This is a genomic window from Hydrogenophaga sp. IBVHS2 (genome assembly GCF_002127215.1).
Lineage (GTDB): Bacteria > Pseudomonadota > Gammaproteobacteria > Burkholderiales > Burkholderiaceae_C > Hydrogenophaga.
Window position 1 is genome coordinate 1 of sequence record NZ_NFUT01000007.1, and the last position, 14,590, is coordinate 14,590.

The 14,590-nt window shown below is 64.3% G+C and carries 12 protein-coding genes and 2 pseudogenes; 8 read left to right on the forward strand and 6 right to left on the reverse strand.

Annotation, left to right across the window (positions count from 1 at the left end):
* Window positions 1-110: 110 nt before the first annotated feature.
* Genes CAP38_RS15275 through CAP38_RS14610 form a run of 5 tightly spaced genes read right to left on the reverse strand, consistent with a single transcriptional unit; the run spans window position 111 to window position 3,927 of the window.
* Window positions 111-371, reverse strand: a complete 261-nt coding sequence (locus CAP38_RS15275; RefSeq protein WP_143435840.1) for a hypothetical protein — start codon at window positions 369-371, stop codon at window positions 111-113.
* 50 nt (window positions 372-421) lie between these two features.
* Window positions 422-784 carry a copper-binding protein gene (locus CAP38_RS14595; RefSeq protein ID WP_086122171.1) on the reverse strand — a complete coding sequence of 121 codons (363 nt, stop codon included), beginning with the start codon at window positions 782-784 and terminating at the stop codon, window positions 422-424.
* A gap of 39 nt (window positions 785-823) precedes the next feature.
* Window positions 824-1,315, reverse strand: coding sequence for a plastocyanin/azurin family copper-binding protein (locus CAP38_RS14600; protein ID WP_086122172.1), 492 nt, complete (start codon window positions 1,313-1,315; stop codon window positions 824-826).
* 56 nt (window positions 1,316-1,371) lie between these two features.
* Window positions 1,372-2,760: a multicopper oxidase family protein gene (locus tag CAP38_RS14605; protein WP_086122173.1), complete on the reverse strand. Its 1,389-nt coding sequence runs from the start codon at window positions 2,758-2,760 to the stop codon at window positions 1,372-1,374.
* Between the two features lie 30 nt (window positions 2,761-2,790).
* Window positions 2,791-3,927 (reverse strand): hypothetical protein, encoded by a 1,137-nt coding sequence (locus CAP38_RS14610; RefSeq protein ID WP_143435841.1) that lies wholly within the window; start codon window positions 3,925-3,927, stop codon window positions 2,791-2,793.
* Between the two features lie 113 nt (window positions 3,928-4,040).
* Between CAP38_RS14610 and CAP38_RS14615 the strand changes: the two genes are divergently transcribed.
* The 6 genes from CAP38_RS14615 to CAP38_RS14640 all read left to right on the forward strand — a co-directional run bounded on the left by CAP38_RS14615 (window position 4,041) and on the right by CAP38_RS14640 (window position 12,712).
* On the forward strand, window positions 4,041-4,724 hold the full coding sequence (locus CAP38_RS14615; RefSeq protein WP_086122175.1) for a heavy metal response regulator transcription factor: 684 nt from the start codon (window positions 4,041-4,043) through the stop codon (window positions 4,722-4,724).
* Window positions 4,724-6,169 (forward strand): heavy metal sensor histidine kinase, encoded by a 1,446-nt coding sequence (locus CAP38_RS14620; RefSeq protein WP_086122176.1) that lies wholly within the window; start codon window positions 4,724-4,726, stop codon window positions 6,167-6,169. The genes CAP38_RS14615 and CAP38_RS14620 overlap by 1 nt, the downstream gene beginning before the upstream one ends.
* A gap of 65 nt (window positions 6,170-6,234) precedes the next feature.
* Entirely contained in the window at window positions 6,235-6,597 is a 363-nt protein-coding gene (locus CAP38_RS14625) for a hypothetical protein (RefSeq protein WP_086122177.1), read from the forward strand.
* Window positions 6,598-6,723: 126 nt separating this feature from the next.
* The gene (locus CAP38_RS14630; RefSeq protein WP_179188561.1) at window positions 6,724-7,965 is read left to right on the forward strand and encodes a TolC family protein; all 1,242 of its coding nucleotides are present in this window, start codon (window positions 6,724-6,726) and stop codon (window positions 7,963-7,965) included.
* Window positions 7,962-9,596, forward strand: coding sequence for an efflux RND transporter periplasmic adaptor subunit (locus CAP38_RS14635; RefSeq protein ID WP_086122179.1), 1,635 nt, complete (start codon window positions 7,962-7,964; stop codon window positions 9,594-9,596). Before CAP38_RS14630 ends, CAP38_RS14635 begins: the two co-directional genes overlap by 4 nt.
* A complete protein-coding gene (locus tag CAP38_RS14640) occupies window positions 9,593-12,712 on the forward strand; it encodes an efflux RND transporter permease subunit (RefSeq protein WP_086122180.1) in 3,120 nt (1,039 codons plus the stop codon). The genes CAP38_RS14635 and CAP38_RS14640 overlap by 4 nt, the downstream gene beginning before the upstream one ends.
* Window positions 12,713-12,935: 223 nt before the next feature.
* Here the strand turns inward: CAP38_RS14640 and CAP38_RS14645 are convergent.
* Window positions 12,936-13,067 (reverse strand): annotated as a pseudogene (locus CAP38_RS14645) (transposase); the annotation flags it as partial.
* 283 nt (window positions 13,068-13,350) lie between these two features.
* Here CAP38_RS14645 and CAP38_RS14650 point away from each other — a divergent pair.
* Window positions 13,351-13,599 (forward strand): annotated as a pseudogene (locus CAP38_RS14650) (Crp/Fnr family transcriptional regulator); the annotation flags it as partial.
* Between the two features lie 280 nt (window positions 13,600-13,879).
* Window positions 13,880-14,557 carry a maleylacetoacetate isomerase gene (maiA, locus tag CAP38_RS14655; RefSeq protein WP_086122181.1) on the forward strand — a complete coding sequence of 226 codons (678 nt, stop codon included), beginning with the start codon at window positions 13,880-13,882 and terminating at the stop codon, window positions 14,555-14,557.
* The last annotated feature ends 33 nt before the right edge of the window (window positions 14,558-14,590 follow it).

The following is a 14,590-nucleotide window of genomic DNA, read 5'->3' on the forward strand; positions in this document are numbered from 1 at the left end:
ACAACCACCACCGACCCCATGAAGCTCTCGGCCGAATCCCTCCGGTCGAGTACCGTGTCAAACTGTTCCCCAACCTCTACTTCTGACTGGCTCAGGAAATCGAGGGGACTTCAATTCGCCGACAGCGACATGAGCACAGTCAGCGAGATGGCGCACAGCGCCTTAAAAGGGACAGTGGCAAACCTTTTGGGGGTAAATTGATGGTTCATGTGATTTCCTAGAAAGTACCTAGAGGCAGGTTCACCATCATCGACAACGATGCTTGGATTGCCTGTGCGCCAACCTACGCCTGCCCATGGGTTGCGAGACTGTGTCGGATCGGATTCGCAGAGCAGGAAAGGCGTCACCCATGCAAAAAAAGGATCGGTCATGACAACCGATCCCTTCACCCCAACCGACCCAGAGGGTCAGCAAAGTCAAATCACTTCATCGCTTTGATGTCGGTGACGACCATCTTGCCGGCGTCCTGAATGACGATGAACTGGATCTTCTCGCCCACCTGGACTTTGTCCAGCATGGCTTTGTCCTTGACGTTGAACACCATGGACATCGGAGGCATGTCCATGTGTTTGATCTCGCCATGCTTGATCGTGACTTTGCCGTTCTCTTTGTCGATCTTGCGAATTTCGCCGTCGGTCATGCCGGGTGTGGCTGTCATGGTCATCTTGCTGTGATCCATTCCCATTTTGCTGTGGTCTGCACCCGCTTGTGCCATCAAAGGCAAGGACAGGGAGAGTGCGGCAGCGGTGAGAAGTCGCGCGACAGTTTTCGTGTGTTTGTTCATGATGTTGATCCTGGGTTGAGATGTTCTGAGCAGTGATGTTTACTTGGCAACGACCTTGATCTTGCCGACCATACCGGCTTCGTAATGGCCCGGCAGCAGGCAGGCGAAGTCGAACTCACCGACCTTGTTGAAGTTCCAGACGATCTCGCCCTTTTTGCCAGCACCGACGTGTGCCATGTACGGCTCGTCGTGTTCCATACCAGGGAACTTCTTCATCGCTGCAGCGTGCTCATCGAGTTCTTTCTTGGTGCCCAGCACGAACTCGTGCATCACCTTGCCGTTGTTGACGTGCACGAACCGGATCGTCTCGCCTTGCTTGACCTCAACGAGATCGGGCGTGAAGCGCATGTTGTCGGTCATGCGGATTTCCACGGTGCGTTTGACGGCGTTCGAGTGGCCGCCGATGCCCCATTCTTTTTGCTCCATCTTCATAGGCGTGGCTCCTTTGGCGTGCTCCTTTTCGCCATGAGCAAATGAAGCAGTTGAGGCCGCCAGCATGGCGGACACGATCAAGGTTTTGGTGATGTGCATGTGAAGTTTCCTTGTTGACTGTGGTCTGGTTGAGTAGGATCGGCGTGAATGTCTGATCAGTGCTTCATGGCTGAGCCGGTGGGTTTGACTGCACTAGCGGCGGCGGGCGTCGTGTCTGCGCTGGCCTTGGGCCTCACGGCGGGCAACGGTGCGCCGGTCCATTCGTGCGCAACGGTGCCTTCGGGGAACTTGTAGGGGCCCGGGTCCTTGTAGTCGCCCGGCTTCTGGTCCTTGCGCACCTTGAACACCGTGAACATGCCACCCATCTCCAGTGGGCCGAACTGGCCCGTCCCTGTCATCATGGGTGCCGTGTTGTCGGGGATCGGCATCTGCATCTCGCCCATGTCGGCCATGCCGCGCTCGCCCATCAGCATGTAGTCGGGCACCACTTTCTGGATCTTGTTGACCAGGCCGCGGTGGTCCACGCCGATCATGGTGGGCACATCGTGCCCCATGGCGTTCATGGTGTGGTGGCTCTTGTGGCAGTGCATGGCCCAGTCGCCTTCCTCATCGGCGATCAGTTCGATCTGGCGCATCTGTCCCACGGCCACGTCGGTGGTCACCTCATACCAACGCGTGCTTGGGGGCGTTGGGCCGCCGTCGGTTCCGGTCACCAGAAACTCGTGCCCGTGCAGGTGAATCGGGTGGTTGGTCATGGTGAGGTTGCCCACGCGGATCCGCACGCGGTCGTTCAGACGCACGTTGAGTGTGTCGATGGCGGGGAAAACTCGGCTGTTCCAACACCAGATGTTGAAGTCGGTCATGGTCGCGATCTTGGGGGTCTTGCTGCCGGGCTCCACATCGAAGGCATTGAGCAAGAAGCAGAAGTCACGGTCCACCTCGCTGATGTGGGGATGCTTGCCCTTGGGATGGGTGACCCACATGCCCATCATGCCCATAGCCATCTGAACCATTTCGTCCGCGTGGGGGTGGTACATGAAGGTACCCGGGCGGCGCGCTTCAAATTCGTACACGAAGGTCTTGCCCACTGGGATCGCGGGCTGGTTGAGACCGCCCACACCGTCCATGCCGCTGGGCAGGCGCTGGCCGTGCCAGTGGATGGTGGTGTGCTCCGGCAGCTTGTTGGTGACGAAGATCCGCACACGGTCGCCTTCGACCACCTCGATGGTCGGCCCCGGGCTCTGGCCGTTGTAGCCCCACATGTTGACCTTGAAACCTGGGGAGACCTCGCGCACAACCGGCTCGGCCACCAAGTGGAACTCCTTGACGCCGTTGTTCATCCTCCAGGGCAGGGTCCAGCCGTTGAGTGTGACCACTGGGTTGTAGGGCCTGCCGGTAGTGGGCACCAAGGGAGGTGCTGTGTCCACAGACGTTTGGTAGACAGGCTCAGGCAGGGCGGCCATGGCAGAGCGCGCAACGGCCAGCCCAGCCACCGAAGCGGCAGCACCCGCAAAAAACTGACGGCGTGAATTGAGGAGACTCATGTTGGTTTTCTTTCTGTGCGTTCGATGTGATCAGTGACCCGCGGCGGCAGCGGGCTCACCGCCGCCCCCACCCAGGGAGACAAAACTGTCGGGAGCCCCGCCTTGCAGGACCCACTGCAGATCGGTCTCAGCGATCCAGAAGTCGCGCTGCGCTTCGATGGCACTGGCCACGGCTTGTGACTGGCTGGAAACCTCACCCAGCAAGTCCCAGACGCTCTTGAGCATGCCGTTGTAGTGAAGGACGGTTTCTTCGGTGATGAACTCTCGAACCTTCAGCACTTCTTCGCGCGCACTCACGGCCAGTGCGTGGCTGGAGAGGTAGGCCTGGCGAGCGAGGCGGGCGTTGGCGCCATTGCGCATGCCCTCGGCGCGCGGCAGTTGTGCAGCAATGGCCGCAGCGCGCTCGTCCAGCACTTGTTGCGACAAGGCTTGGACCGGCACATCGGGCAAACGGTCAGGCAGCGCAACAGCGCTGTGCATGCCGGTGAGGCCCAACGTTTTGACGAGTGAGGCTTCGGCCTGCGTGGCGGTGTTCTGTGCGCGTCGCACGTTCATCTTGGCGGATGACTGAGCCAGTTGAACCTGGGCCTGCTGGAGCTTGCTCCAATTGCCCACACTCACCATGCGGCGACCCAGCTCGTTGCCGGCTTCAGCCGCATCCAGGGCATCACGGTGCTGCTTGAGCACCTGGCGGGCGGCAACAGCCTGAAACCACGACTTGCGAGCTTGCGCGGCGACTTCCATCAACTCGTCTAGATCGTCCACCTTGCGCTGCAGAATGGGATCCAGCTCGGCCCACTGTCCTTTGGCGATCAGATCCACGTTAGCCGCGCCGATCCGGTTCATGGGCTTCACCAGTTCAAGGTGTGCCCGCCAGGCCTGGCGAACAGCGTCTTCCGCCGTCATCAAGCTCAGACTGGGGGTGGCCTGCTCCTGAACGGACGCAGCGGGCGAGTTCTCTTTTTCCCACTTGAGAATGTCGGCGTGGCCGCGCTTGTACTGACCCACGGCGTCGTTGGCTTCGCGCCAGTTCTTCTCGGCGGGCGCCGGTGCGATCTGGGCAGACACCACCAAGGGGAGTGCCAGCACGCCCAATGCGAGGGTCCGCAGTGCTGTGGATGGATAACGTTGATGAATCACTGATTTGCTCCTGTTCAACTGTTTCAAGCTGAGGGCAGTGTGCAAAGGGCAACCCGTCATGAACCTGTCGGTTTCATTACAAAGTTGTCAGGTTCGGTTGCAGGAGGGCGCTGGCAGTGAAAATCTCTCCAGGAGTGAATGTGAAAATCTTGATTGTTGAAGACGAGCGCAAGACGGGTGAGTACCTGTGCATGGGCCTGCGCGAGGCGGGCTACGCGGTTGAGTTGCTCAACAACGGCGTGGACGGGTTGCACCAGGCGCTGGAGGGCGACCACGACCTGGTCATCCTGGATGTGATGCTGCCCGGCCTGGACGGGTGGCAGGTGCTCAGAGGTCTGCGTGCCCAGGGCCGGGAGATGCCGGTGCTGTTCCTGACCGCCAAGGACCATGTGGACGATCGCGTCAAAGGTCTGGAACTCGGTGCGGACGACTACCTGGTCAAACCGTTTTCGTTTTCAGAGCTGCTGGCAAGAGTGCGCACCATCCTGCGCCGAGGGCGCTCAGGGATGGAGCCAACCACGCTACAGGTTGCGGATCTGGAGCTGGACCTACTGCGCCGGCGGGTTACCCGAGCTGGTAAGCGCATTGACCTGACCGCCAAGGAGTTTGGCTTGCTGGAATTGCTGATGCGCCGCAAGGGAGAGGTGTTGCCACGGTCGCTGATCGCCTCTCAGGTGTGGGACGTGAATTTCGACAGTGACACCAACGTGATCGAAGTAGCCATGCGTCGGCTGCGCGCCAAGGTGGATGACGGGTTTGAATGCCGCCTGCTACAGACAGTGCGAGGCATGGGCTACGTGCTGGAAGTGCCGGAGAAATCCTGATGATCCGGCGCTTGACACTCACAGCACGACTCACTTTTTTGTACACCTTGGTGTCGACCTTGGTGCTGCTGGGCCTAGGCATCCTGGTGGTATGGTCCACCCATCTGCACTTCATTGACCTTGATCGCGACTACCTGCTGGACAAAGTGCAGCTCATCCAGAAGATCGTCGATGAAACGCCAGAGCCGGCCGAACTGTCCGCCAAGCTGGATGAATCCCTCAACAGCCATCAAGGCCTGTTCATCTCACTCACGCGCGGTGACGATCTGCTGTTTGGCACCGGCGGCATCGCGTTTCCAACAGAACTGGCCGCGCGAAGCGCCCCAGATCAGCCTATGGATTGGGCTGATGGTGAGAGACAACTGCGAGGCATGAGCACTGAGCTGTTGGAAGCCCAAATTCCTTCTGTAACTACAGGTCCGGGGCAGCGCTTGCGGCTCACTCTCGCGCTGGACACGCATCACCATACCCATTTCATGCAGACACTGCGCCAGCAGTTGATCCTGTACGTGGCGCTGGCCTCGTTGCTCAGTGGGCTTTTGGGGTGGTGGGCGGCCCGCAGCGGTCTGGCCCCGCTGCGGGCCATGAAGGAGCGAGCGCTCAAGGTCACGGCCCACAAGCTCGACGAGCGCATGCCGATCGACGCCGTGCCCGTGGAGATGGCGGAGCTGGCCAATAGCCTCAACACCATGCTGGAGCGGCTGCAGCAGGATTTTGCGAAGCTCATGGAGTTCTCGAGCGACATCGCCCACGAACTGCGCACCCCCATCAGCAACCTGCTGACACAGACCCAGGTGTCGCTGTCGCAGCACCGTGATCCAGAAACCTACCGCGACATCCTTGCCTCCAACGCCGAGGAGTTCCAGCGCCTGGCGCGCATGGTGTCCGACATGCTGTTTCTCGCGAAGACGGATCACGGCATCCAGCTCCCGAATCGCGAAGATGTCACGCTGGAAGACGAGGTGAAGAGTCTTGTGGATTTTTACGATGCGGTCGCCGAAGACAAGGAGCTTCGTCTTCAGGTGGTGGGGGCGGGCAGCGTGGTGGGTGATCGCCTGATGATCCGGCGGGCCATCAGCAATTTGCTGTCCAACGCACTGCGGCACGCGCACCCGGACACCGATATTGAACTAACCATAGTCCCTGAGTTGGATGGCATCAACCTGTGTGTCACCAACACGGGCGACACAATTGAAGCTGCCGATCTGCCGCGTCTGTTTGACCGGTTCTATCGAGTGGACAAGGCACGCGCGCACCCGTCGTCCGATGGCGCGGGCTTGGGTCTGGCCATCACCAAAGCCATCATGCTGGCTCATGGCGGCAGCGCCTGTGTCACATCGGCAGCAGGAACAACGCGGTTTTGCTTGCAGTTTCCGGGCCCTCAAATACCCCGGTCCCTTCGCGCCACCAGCAACCCGCCCCATACGATCGCGAGCGCAGCGTAGTGGGCGACCAGGAACCAAGACCTGCCCAGCAAGCGCGGTCGGCCAGCGCGCCCTAGAATCCGCCCATGCGTCGCCTGCTTGTTCTTGTCCTGTGTTTGCTGCTGCCCCTACAGGGTATCGCGGCGTGGCAGGTGCCTGCGTCACCATGCCCCATGCAGGACATGATGGCCACGGCGGAAGCAGCCGGCGAGACGGCAGACACCTCGGCCGAGGCCATGGACGATTGCTGCAACGACCTGGCCACCTTCGAGCGCACAGGCCAGCCTTGCAAGAGCGTGCAGAGTTGCGCCGCACCCGCCGCCGGCATGCCGGCTTTCCTATCCCTCGTGGCCCTGACGCCGGACACTCAGGACCCTCAAGCGCCCACTTGGCGCAGCCTGCCGCCGGGCTCGACCTCGCGTCTCTGGCGCCCACCCACTTCCGTCTGATTCCCTGCACAGCGCAGCCCACCCGCCGGTGGTGCTGCCGTCGCGCGCTGTTAGGGCTACTGCACCCGAGCGCGCCTGCTCCGGAGCTCAGACATGGAATACCTTTCGCTTTTTCTTGCTCGCGCCATGCTGGCCCTGGTTGGCCTGCTCGCGTTGATCACACCCGCCGCTGCAGATGAACCCTTGAGCCTGAGCGCTGCGATAAACGCAGCCCTGGCTCGTTCGCGCAGCCTCGAAGCCTCTGCCGCCGCCGCGCAAGGTGCGCGCGAGATGGCGGTGGCGGCAGCGCAGCGCCCCGACCCGGTGCTGCGCCTCTCGCTCGATAACCTGCCAGTGGACGGGCCAGAGCGCTTCAGCGTCACTCGTGACTTCATGACCATGCGCTCGGTCTCAATAACGCAGACATTACCGAATTCGTCAAAGCGCCAGGCGCGCAGGGAGCGCTTCGAGCGCGAGGCCGATGCGGCCTTGAGCGAGCGGGACCGGCGTATCGCCCTGCTGCGGGTCGAGGTGGCCCAGGCATGGCTGGAGCGGCACATGCAGGAGCAGCGCATCGGCTTGCTGCAAGCCCAGGTGGCTGAGGCACGCCTGCTGGTCCAGACCACCGAGTCGGCGGTCCGGGGTGGTAAGGCCACCCTCAACGATGCAGTGGGCGCACGCGAGCTGCTCGCGCAGCTGGAGCAAAGTGTGATCGGCGCGACCGCCGACCGGGCCGAGGCACGTCTGTGGCTGGCCCGCCTCATCGGGGGCGCGTCCGACCAGCCGCTGGCCGACCCGCCGCCGCTGCGGCAGCGTCCCGCAGCACTGAGCGAGCCGACGCTGGCCGAGCGCCTGCCCGACATTGCGGCGCTGCAGTCCAGGGAGCGGGCTGCCCGTGCAGAGGCCGAGTTGGCCCGCCAGGAACTCGATCCCGACTGGAGCGTGGAATTCATGTTCAGCCAGCGCGGCCGACAGTTCTCGAACATGGCTTCGGTGGCGGTGTCGGTGCCCCTGCAATGGGACAGGCCGCAACGCCAGGAGCGCGAGCTGGCCGCGCGTCTGTCGAGGGTGGACGAACTGCAGGCCGAACGCGAGGAGCAGACCCGCGAGCGTCTGCTGCAGGTGCAGCGGTGGCAGGAGCAATGGCGGTCCGGTCTGGATCGGCTGGACTTTCTGGATACCCGGCGAGTGCCCCTGTCCGCGCAGCGGGTCGATGCCGCGCTGGCCGCGTACCGGGGCGGGCGCGAGGGCCTGGGCCCGGTGCTTCAGGCACGCCGGGCGGTGCTGGATCTGGCGCTGGAACGCCTGCTGCTCGAGCGGCAGACCGCTGGCGCCTGGGCCCAGCTCGAATACCTCCTGACCGACAACCACACCGGGGTGAAGCCATGAGACATCAGCGTGCAACTACTGTGCTGGCCGGGCTGGCTGTGCTGGCTGTCCTGGCTGCAGTCGGCGGCGCCGGCTGGTGGCTGGGGATCCAGCAGGGCAAGGCCGGCACCCTGCTGGTGGCCGGAGCCTCGGCGCCTGCCCAGGCAGCGGCCGGTGCAGGGCCGGCGGACATCGACCCTTCGCAATGGACCATCCCCCAGGGGGAGGAAGCCACCCGCCGGCACATTCGCGACGGGCTCAAAGCGGGTGACCAGGACCCGGTGACCGGCCGACGCATCCTGAACTACCACGACCCCATGGTGCCGGGCAAAAACTTCGACGCACCGGCGAAATCGCCGTTCATGGACATGATGCTGGTGCCGCGTTATGCCGGCACCGACGCGGCCGACGCCAGCAGCATCACGGTGAGCCCGCGCATCCAGCAGAACCTGGGGTTGCGAACCGCCCCGGTGGTGGAAGGGACCCTGGCGTCCGAGGTGACGGCGGTTGGCAACGTGGCCTGGAACGAGCGCGAGCGGGTGGAGGTGTCCTCGCGGGCGATGGGCTTCGTCGAGAAGCTCCATGTGAAGGCCACCTTCGACCGGGTGGCCGCCGGCGCGCCCCTGGCCGACCTGTATGTGCCCGAGTGGGTGGCCGCGCAGGAGGAATACCTGGCGCTGGCCCGGCTTGCGGGTGAGGGCGTCGACCCCCTGAAGGACGCCGCGCGCCAGCGCATGCGCCAGGCCGGCATGACCCCGGCCCACATCCAGCGGGTGGCGAGTTCAGGTGTGGTGCAGCCGCGTCTGACTCTGACCGCACCGTTGGCGGGCATCGTGAGCGAGCTGATGGTCCGCGAGGGCGCCACCGTCGCCCCGGGCATGGCGCTCATGCGACTGCAGGGCACCCGCACGGTGTGGGCCGAAGGGGCGGTGCCGGAAAGCCAGGCCGCGCTGATCGGGCCGGGCACGCGCGTGCGCACCACCAGCCCGGGCGCGCCTGGGGAAAGCTTCGAAGGTCGGGTGCAGACCCTGTTGCCCGAGGTCGATGCGGTCACCCGCACGGTGCGCGCGCGTGTCGAACTGGCCAACCCGCAAGGACGGCTGGTGCCCGGCATGCAGGTCAGTATGCGGCTGGAACCCCGCGCCGGCCCGGCCACGCTGCTGGTACCCAGCGACGCCATCATCCGGACCGGGCGGCGCAGCGTCGTGATGCTGGCCGAGGATGGCGGTCGGTTTCGGCCGGTGGAGGTGGTGGCCGGCAACGAGGCGAATGGCCAGACCGAGGTGAAGGCGGGTCTGGAAGCGGGCCAGCGGGTGGTTCTGTCGGGACAGTTCCTGATCGACTCCGAGGCCAGCCTGCGGGGTCTGGAAGCACGCCTGAACCAGGAGCCGCCGGCCGGGGCCGCCCAGCCGCGCTACACCACCGATGCAGTGATCGATGCGCTCGCCGGCGACACGGTCACGCTGACGCATCCCCCGATCCCGGCGCTCAGGTGGCCCGAGATGCAGATGGACTTCCGGTTGCCGCCGAAAGAGCGCCAGCCCCGGCGGATGGAGGTGGGGGACCGGTTGCAGATCGAGTTCGAGATGCAGGACGGTGACGTGCCGCAGATCACCGGCCTGAAGGTGATGCCGCCGGAGAAGACCCGATGATCGCCGGCCTGATCCGCTGGAGCATTGCCAACCGCTTTCTGGTGTTGCTGGCCACCGCGCTGCTGAGCGCCTGGGGCGTGGTGGCCCTGCAGCGCACGCCGCTGGATGCCCTGCCCGATCTCTCCGACACGCAGGTCATCATCCGCACCACCTGGCCCGGGCAGGCGCCGCAGATCGTGGAAAACCAGGTCACCTACCCGCTGACGACCACCATGCTCTCGGTGCCGGGGGCCCGCGCGGTGCGCGGCTTCTCGATGTTCGGCGACAGCTTCGTGTACGTGTTGTTTGAAGACGCGGTGGACCCGTACTGGGCGCGCTCGCGCGTGCTGGAGTACCTCAACCAGGTGCAGGCGCGCCTGCCGCGCGGCGCCTCCTCATCCATTGGACCCGACGCCACGGGCGTGGGCTGGATCTACCAGTACGCGCTGGTCGACCGCACCGGTGGGCAGGACGTGGCGCAACTGCGCGCCCTGCAGGACTGGTTCGTGCGCTTCGAGCTCAAGACCGTGCCGGACGTGGCCGAGGTCGCCAGCGTGGGCGGCATGGTCAAGCAGTACCAGATCGTGCTCGACCCCGACAAGATGGCCGCCTACCGCGTGACGCAGGCCATGGTGGCCGAGGCGGTGGCGCGGGGCAACCAGGAGGCCGGCGGTTCGGTGCTGGAGCTGGGCGAGGCCGAGTACGCGGTGCGCGCCAATGGCTACCTGAAGACGCTCGACGACTTCCGCGCGATCCCGCTCATCACCAGCGCCAGCGGTGTGTCGGTGCGCCTGGGTGACGTGGCGCGGGTGCAGACCGGGCCCGAGATGCGGCGCGGCATCGGTGAGCTCAACGGCGAGGGCGAGGCCGTGGGTGGCGTGGTGGTGATGCGCTCGGGCAAGAACGCGCTGCAGACCATCGAGGCGGTGAAGGCCCGCCTGACCGAGCTGCAGCGCAGCCTGCCGGCGGGCGTGGAGATCGTGCCGGTGTACGACCGCTCGGGCCTGATCGAACGAGCGGTAAAGAACCTGGGCGAGAAGCTGGTGGAGGAGTTCATCGTCGTGGCGCTGGTGTGCCTGGCCTTTCTGTTCCACCTGCGCAGTGCCTTGGTGGCCAGCATCTCGCTGCCGCTGGGTGTGCTGATGGCTTTCATTGTGATGCAGCAACAGGGCATCAACGCCAACGTGATGTCCCTGGGTGGCATCGCGATCGCCATCGGCGCCATGGTGGACGCGGCCATCGTGATGATCGAAAACGCGCACAAGCACCTGGAGCGCTGGGCGCACCAGCACCCGGGCGAAACGCTGCAGGGCGAGCCACGCTGGCGGGTGATCGGTGACGCCGCGGCCGAGGTGGGACCGGCGCTGTTCTTCTCGCTGCTCATCATCACGCTGAGCTTCATCCCGGTGTTCACGCTGGAGGCGCAAGAAGGCCGGCTGTTCGCACCGCTGGCCTTCACCAAGACCTATGCCATGGCGGCCTCCGCCGGTCTGGCTGTGACGCTGATTCCGGTGCTCATGGGATATCTGATTCGCGGGCGCATCCCGGCCGAGACCGCCAACCCGTTGAACCGCGCGCTGATCGCGCTCTACCGCCCGGTGCTCGAAGCGGTGCTGAAGGCGCCGAAGCTCACGCTGGTGGTGGCGGCGCTGGTGCTTGTGGCCAGCCTGTGGCCGTTGCGCCAGCTGGGCAGCGAGTTCATGCCGCCGCTGGACGAAGGCGATCTGCTCTACATGCCCACGGCGCTGCCCGGCTTGTCCGCCGCCAAGGCGGCCGAGCTGCTGCAGCAGACCGACCGCCTGATCAAGACCATTCCCGAGGTGCAGAGCGTGTACGGCAAGGCCGGGCGTGCCGAGACCGCCACCGACCCGGCGCCGCTGGAGATGTTCGAGACCACGATCCAGTTCAAGCCGCGTGACGAGTGGCGTGCCGGCCTCACGCCCGAGGCGCTGATCGAAGAGCTCGACCGCACCGTGCGCGTGCCCGGTCTCTCCAACATCTGGGTGCCTCCGATCCGCAACCGCATCGACATGCTGGCCACCGGCATCAAGAGCCCCGTGGGCGTGAAGGTGGCCGGGCCGGATCTCGCCACCATCGACCGCCTCACCGGCGAGATCGAGCGCGCGGTGAAAGACGTGCCCGGTGTGAGCAGCGCACTGGCCGAGCGGTTGACGGGCGGGCGTTACATCGACGTGGACATCCGCCGCAGTGACGCCGCGCGCTACGGCCTGAACATCGCCGATGTGCAGGATATCGTGGCCGGCAGCGTGGGTGGCATGAACATCGGCGAGACGGTGGAGGGCCTGCAGCGTTTCCCGATCAACCTGCGCTACCCGCGCGAGCTGCGAGACTCGTTGCCCGAGCTGCGCGCACTGCCCATCGTGGCGCCCACCGGGCAACGCCTGGTGCTGTCCGACGTGGCCGACCTGCGCATTACCGAAGGCCCGCCCATGCTGCGCAGCGAAAACGCGCGCCTGACCGGCTTTGTGTACGTGGACATCCGCGGGCGCGATCTGCGCGGCGCGGTGCTCGACATGCAGCGCGCGGTAGCCGAGCAGGTGGCGCTGCCCGCGGGGTACTCCGTGTCGTGGTCGGGGCAGTTCGAATTCCTGGAGCGCGCCACCGCCAAGCTCAAGCTGGTGGTGCCGGTCACGCTGCTGATCATCTTCGTGCTGCTGTACCTGATCTTCCGCCGCTTCGACGAAGCCTTGCTGATCATGTCCACGCTTCCGTTCGCGCTGGTGGGTGGGGTGTGGTTCCTCTGGCTGCTCGGGCACAACCTGTCGGTGGCCAGCGTGGTGGGCTTCATTGCGCTGGCGGGTGTGGCGGCCGAGTTCGGCGTGATCATGCTGATCTACCTCAAGCAGGCCTGGCAGGAGCGGCTGGACGCCGGGCGCACCGATGAACTGTCGTTGCTGGAAGCCATCCGCGAAGGCGCGGTGTTGCGGGTGCGGCCCAAGGCCATGACGGTGGCCACCATCGTGGCCGGCTTGCTGCCGCTGTTCTGGGGCATGGGCACCGGCAGCGAGGTGATGCAGCGCATTGCAGCGCCCATGATCGGCGGGATGATCAGCGCGCCTTTGCTGTCGCTGCTGGTGGTGCCTGTGGTCTACCGGTTGATGCGGAGGCCGCGCTGAGTCAGGTGAGTGGCGAGCGAACGCTGATGACGGCCTTACAACACGTCCCACTGAGTCGAGCGGGTATTTTTCCGTTCGTTACCCACAGGGACTGTGCTCTAACCTGTGGATAACCAAGTGGACAACGCCCGCAGGCCACGGCCAGCATGATATGCGGGCTGCTGCTCAAAAGTTGGGCGTTGCTGATGCCTGAGTTCACCCCTGACACCAAGCCAGTCGGTGACGGCTGCAACTGCACGCCACAGCAGCCCACCCATTGCGCCAGGGTGGAGTGGGGGATGGCGAGGCCAGCTCGGCTGAAGATCGCTTCCGGGCGGTACAGCGGCAGGTGGTCGGCGTACTTGGCCACCAGAACCATGCACTGTGCAAGCACTGGCACGCGCGCACCAATGGCGCATGCCCCAATTGGCAAGCACCGGTCTGCGCTTCAGAGTCAGAGCACAGTGATGACACCTCGTGCAACTCACCCGGTTAGCATTTCGGGTTGATCAATGAAATCAACAACGGTCAGCAGGTACAGTTACGGCCTATGTACGGTATCGGACAGACCGTCATTTGATTCTGGCCGATCCTGCGAGATCTACAAATCTATCGGCGAGCCTCGTCCTGTGACAGTAGTCAACTTGGAGGTGAGCCACATGACTGAACCCGACGATCCTCGCAAGAATCAACTGCTTGCGTGTTTACCGGATGCAGAGTGGCAGCGTTGGAAGCCCATGCTCGAGTTGGTCCACTTGCCCCTTGGCAAGGTCCTTTACGAATCCGGGGAGCAGATGACATTCGTCTGCTTCCCCACGACAGGTATCGTTTCGCTCCTGTACGTGCTGGAGAACGGCTCTTCGGCCGAAATCGCAGTGGTTGGAAATGAAGGCGTGGTTGGCATCACCCGCAGCGCCTGCGGAGCACCGCAAACGTAATGGCTGCTATGCTGCCCACCTTCAGGTGACCGCTTCGGGCCCATACCGGCCATCGCCCAGATCCAAAGCCGCGCGTGGCGCCTTCTACGAAGCTGTCATCGCCGGCATGTAATGCGACCTGGTTGAGCTGTGAGTCGGTTCGCAATCGCTCCGTAGTCGCAGACACCACGTGCAATCACCCACAATCCGGCCCGTACGCACCCACGCTGCTTCTACAGGCGATAGCTCGCACCCTGCTAACAGGACTCCCATGACCAACACCGCCCGATTTGAGCTCTTCTCTTTTTGGCGCACCTCCGCGACCTACCGCGTCCGCGTCGCCTTCAACCTCAAGGGCGTGACGCCGCAGGAGCACACCATCAACCTCGATGCCGGCGAGCAGCGCAGCGAGGCTTTCCTCAAGATCAACCCGATGGGCGCGATTCCGGCGCTCGTGGACCACGGTCCGGGTCAGCCGCAGACGCCCCTGACGCAGTCGCTGGCCATCCTGGAATTCATCGAGGAGAGCTTTCCGACGCCCGCGCTGCTGCCGACCGATGCGCACGGCCGTGCCCGCGTGCGTTCCTTTGCGGCCATGCTGGCGGCAGACACTCACCCTTTGATCACCCCGCGGGTCAAGAAGTACCTCACCACCCAAAGCGGCTTCGATGATGCGGCCTGGCGTGCCTGGCAGATCCACTGGTTCATGACGGGCTTGCAGGCCTTGGAGCAACGCTTGACCACTGAGCCCGGCACCGGCACCTTCTGCCACGGCGACACGCCGACGATTGCCGACATTTGTCTGGCCAGCATCATCGCGGTGATGCGCGTCTTCAAGATCGACGTGCCGGGCATTCCGACCGTGATGCGGGTGATGGCCGCCTGCGAGCAGCTGGAGGCCTTCGCCGCGGCGGATCCAAGCCGGCAGGTGGGCGCACCGAAGGCCTGACGGACGCCTTGGGCGGCGTCTCGGAGCGCCGCC

Coding starts and splice junctions, on each gene's coding strand:
- CAP38_RS14630 (WP_179188561.1), top strand. CDS start 6,724: ATGCTGGCCCTGGTTGGCCTGCTCGCGTTGATCACACCCGCCGCTGCA.
- CAP38_RS15275 (WP_143435840.1), bottom strand. CDS start 371: ATGACCGATCCTTTTTTTGCATGGGTGACGCCTTTCCTGCTCTGCGAA.
- CAP38_RS14595 (WP_086122171.1), bottom strand. CDS start 784: ATGAACAAACACACGAAAACTGTCGCGCGACTTCTCACCGCTGCCGCA.
- CAP38_RS14600 (WP_086122172.1), bottom strand. CDS start 1,315: ATGCACATCACCAAAACCTTGATCGTGTCCGCCATGCTGGCGGCCTCA.
- CAP38_RS14625 (WP_086122177.1), top strand. CDS start 6,235: ATGCGTCGCCTGCTTGTTCTTGTCCTGTGTTTGCTGCTGCCCCTACAG.
- CAP38_RS14640 (WP_086122180.1), top strand. CDS start 9,593: ATGATCGCCGGCCTGATCCGCTGGAGCATTGCCAACCGCTTTCTGGTG.
- maiA (WP_086122181.1), top strand. CDS start 13,880: ATGACCAACACCGCCCGATTTGAGCTCTTCTCTTTTTGGCGCACCTCC.
- CAP38_RS14620 (WP_086122176.1), top strand. CDS start 4,724: ATGATCCGGCGCTTGACACTCACAGCACGACTCACTTTTTTGTACACC.
- CAP38_RS14605 (WP_086122173.1), bottom strand. CDS start 2,760: ATGAGTCTCCTCAATTCACGCCGTCAGTTTTTTGCGGGTGCTGCCGCT.
- CAP38_RS14635 (WP_086122179.1), top strand. CDS start 7,962: ATGAGACATCAGCGTGCAACTACTGTGCTGGCCGGGCTGGCTGTGCTG.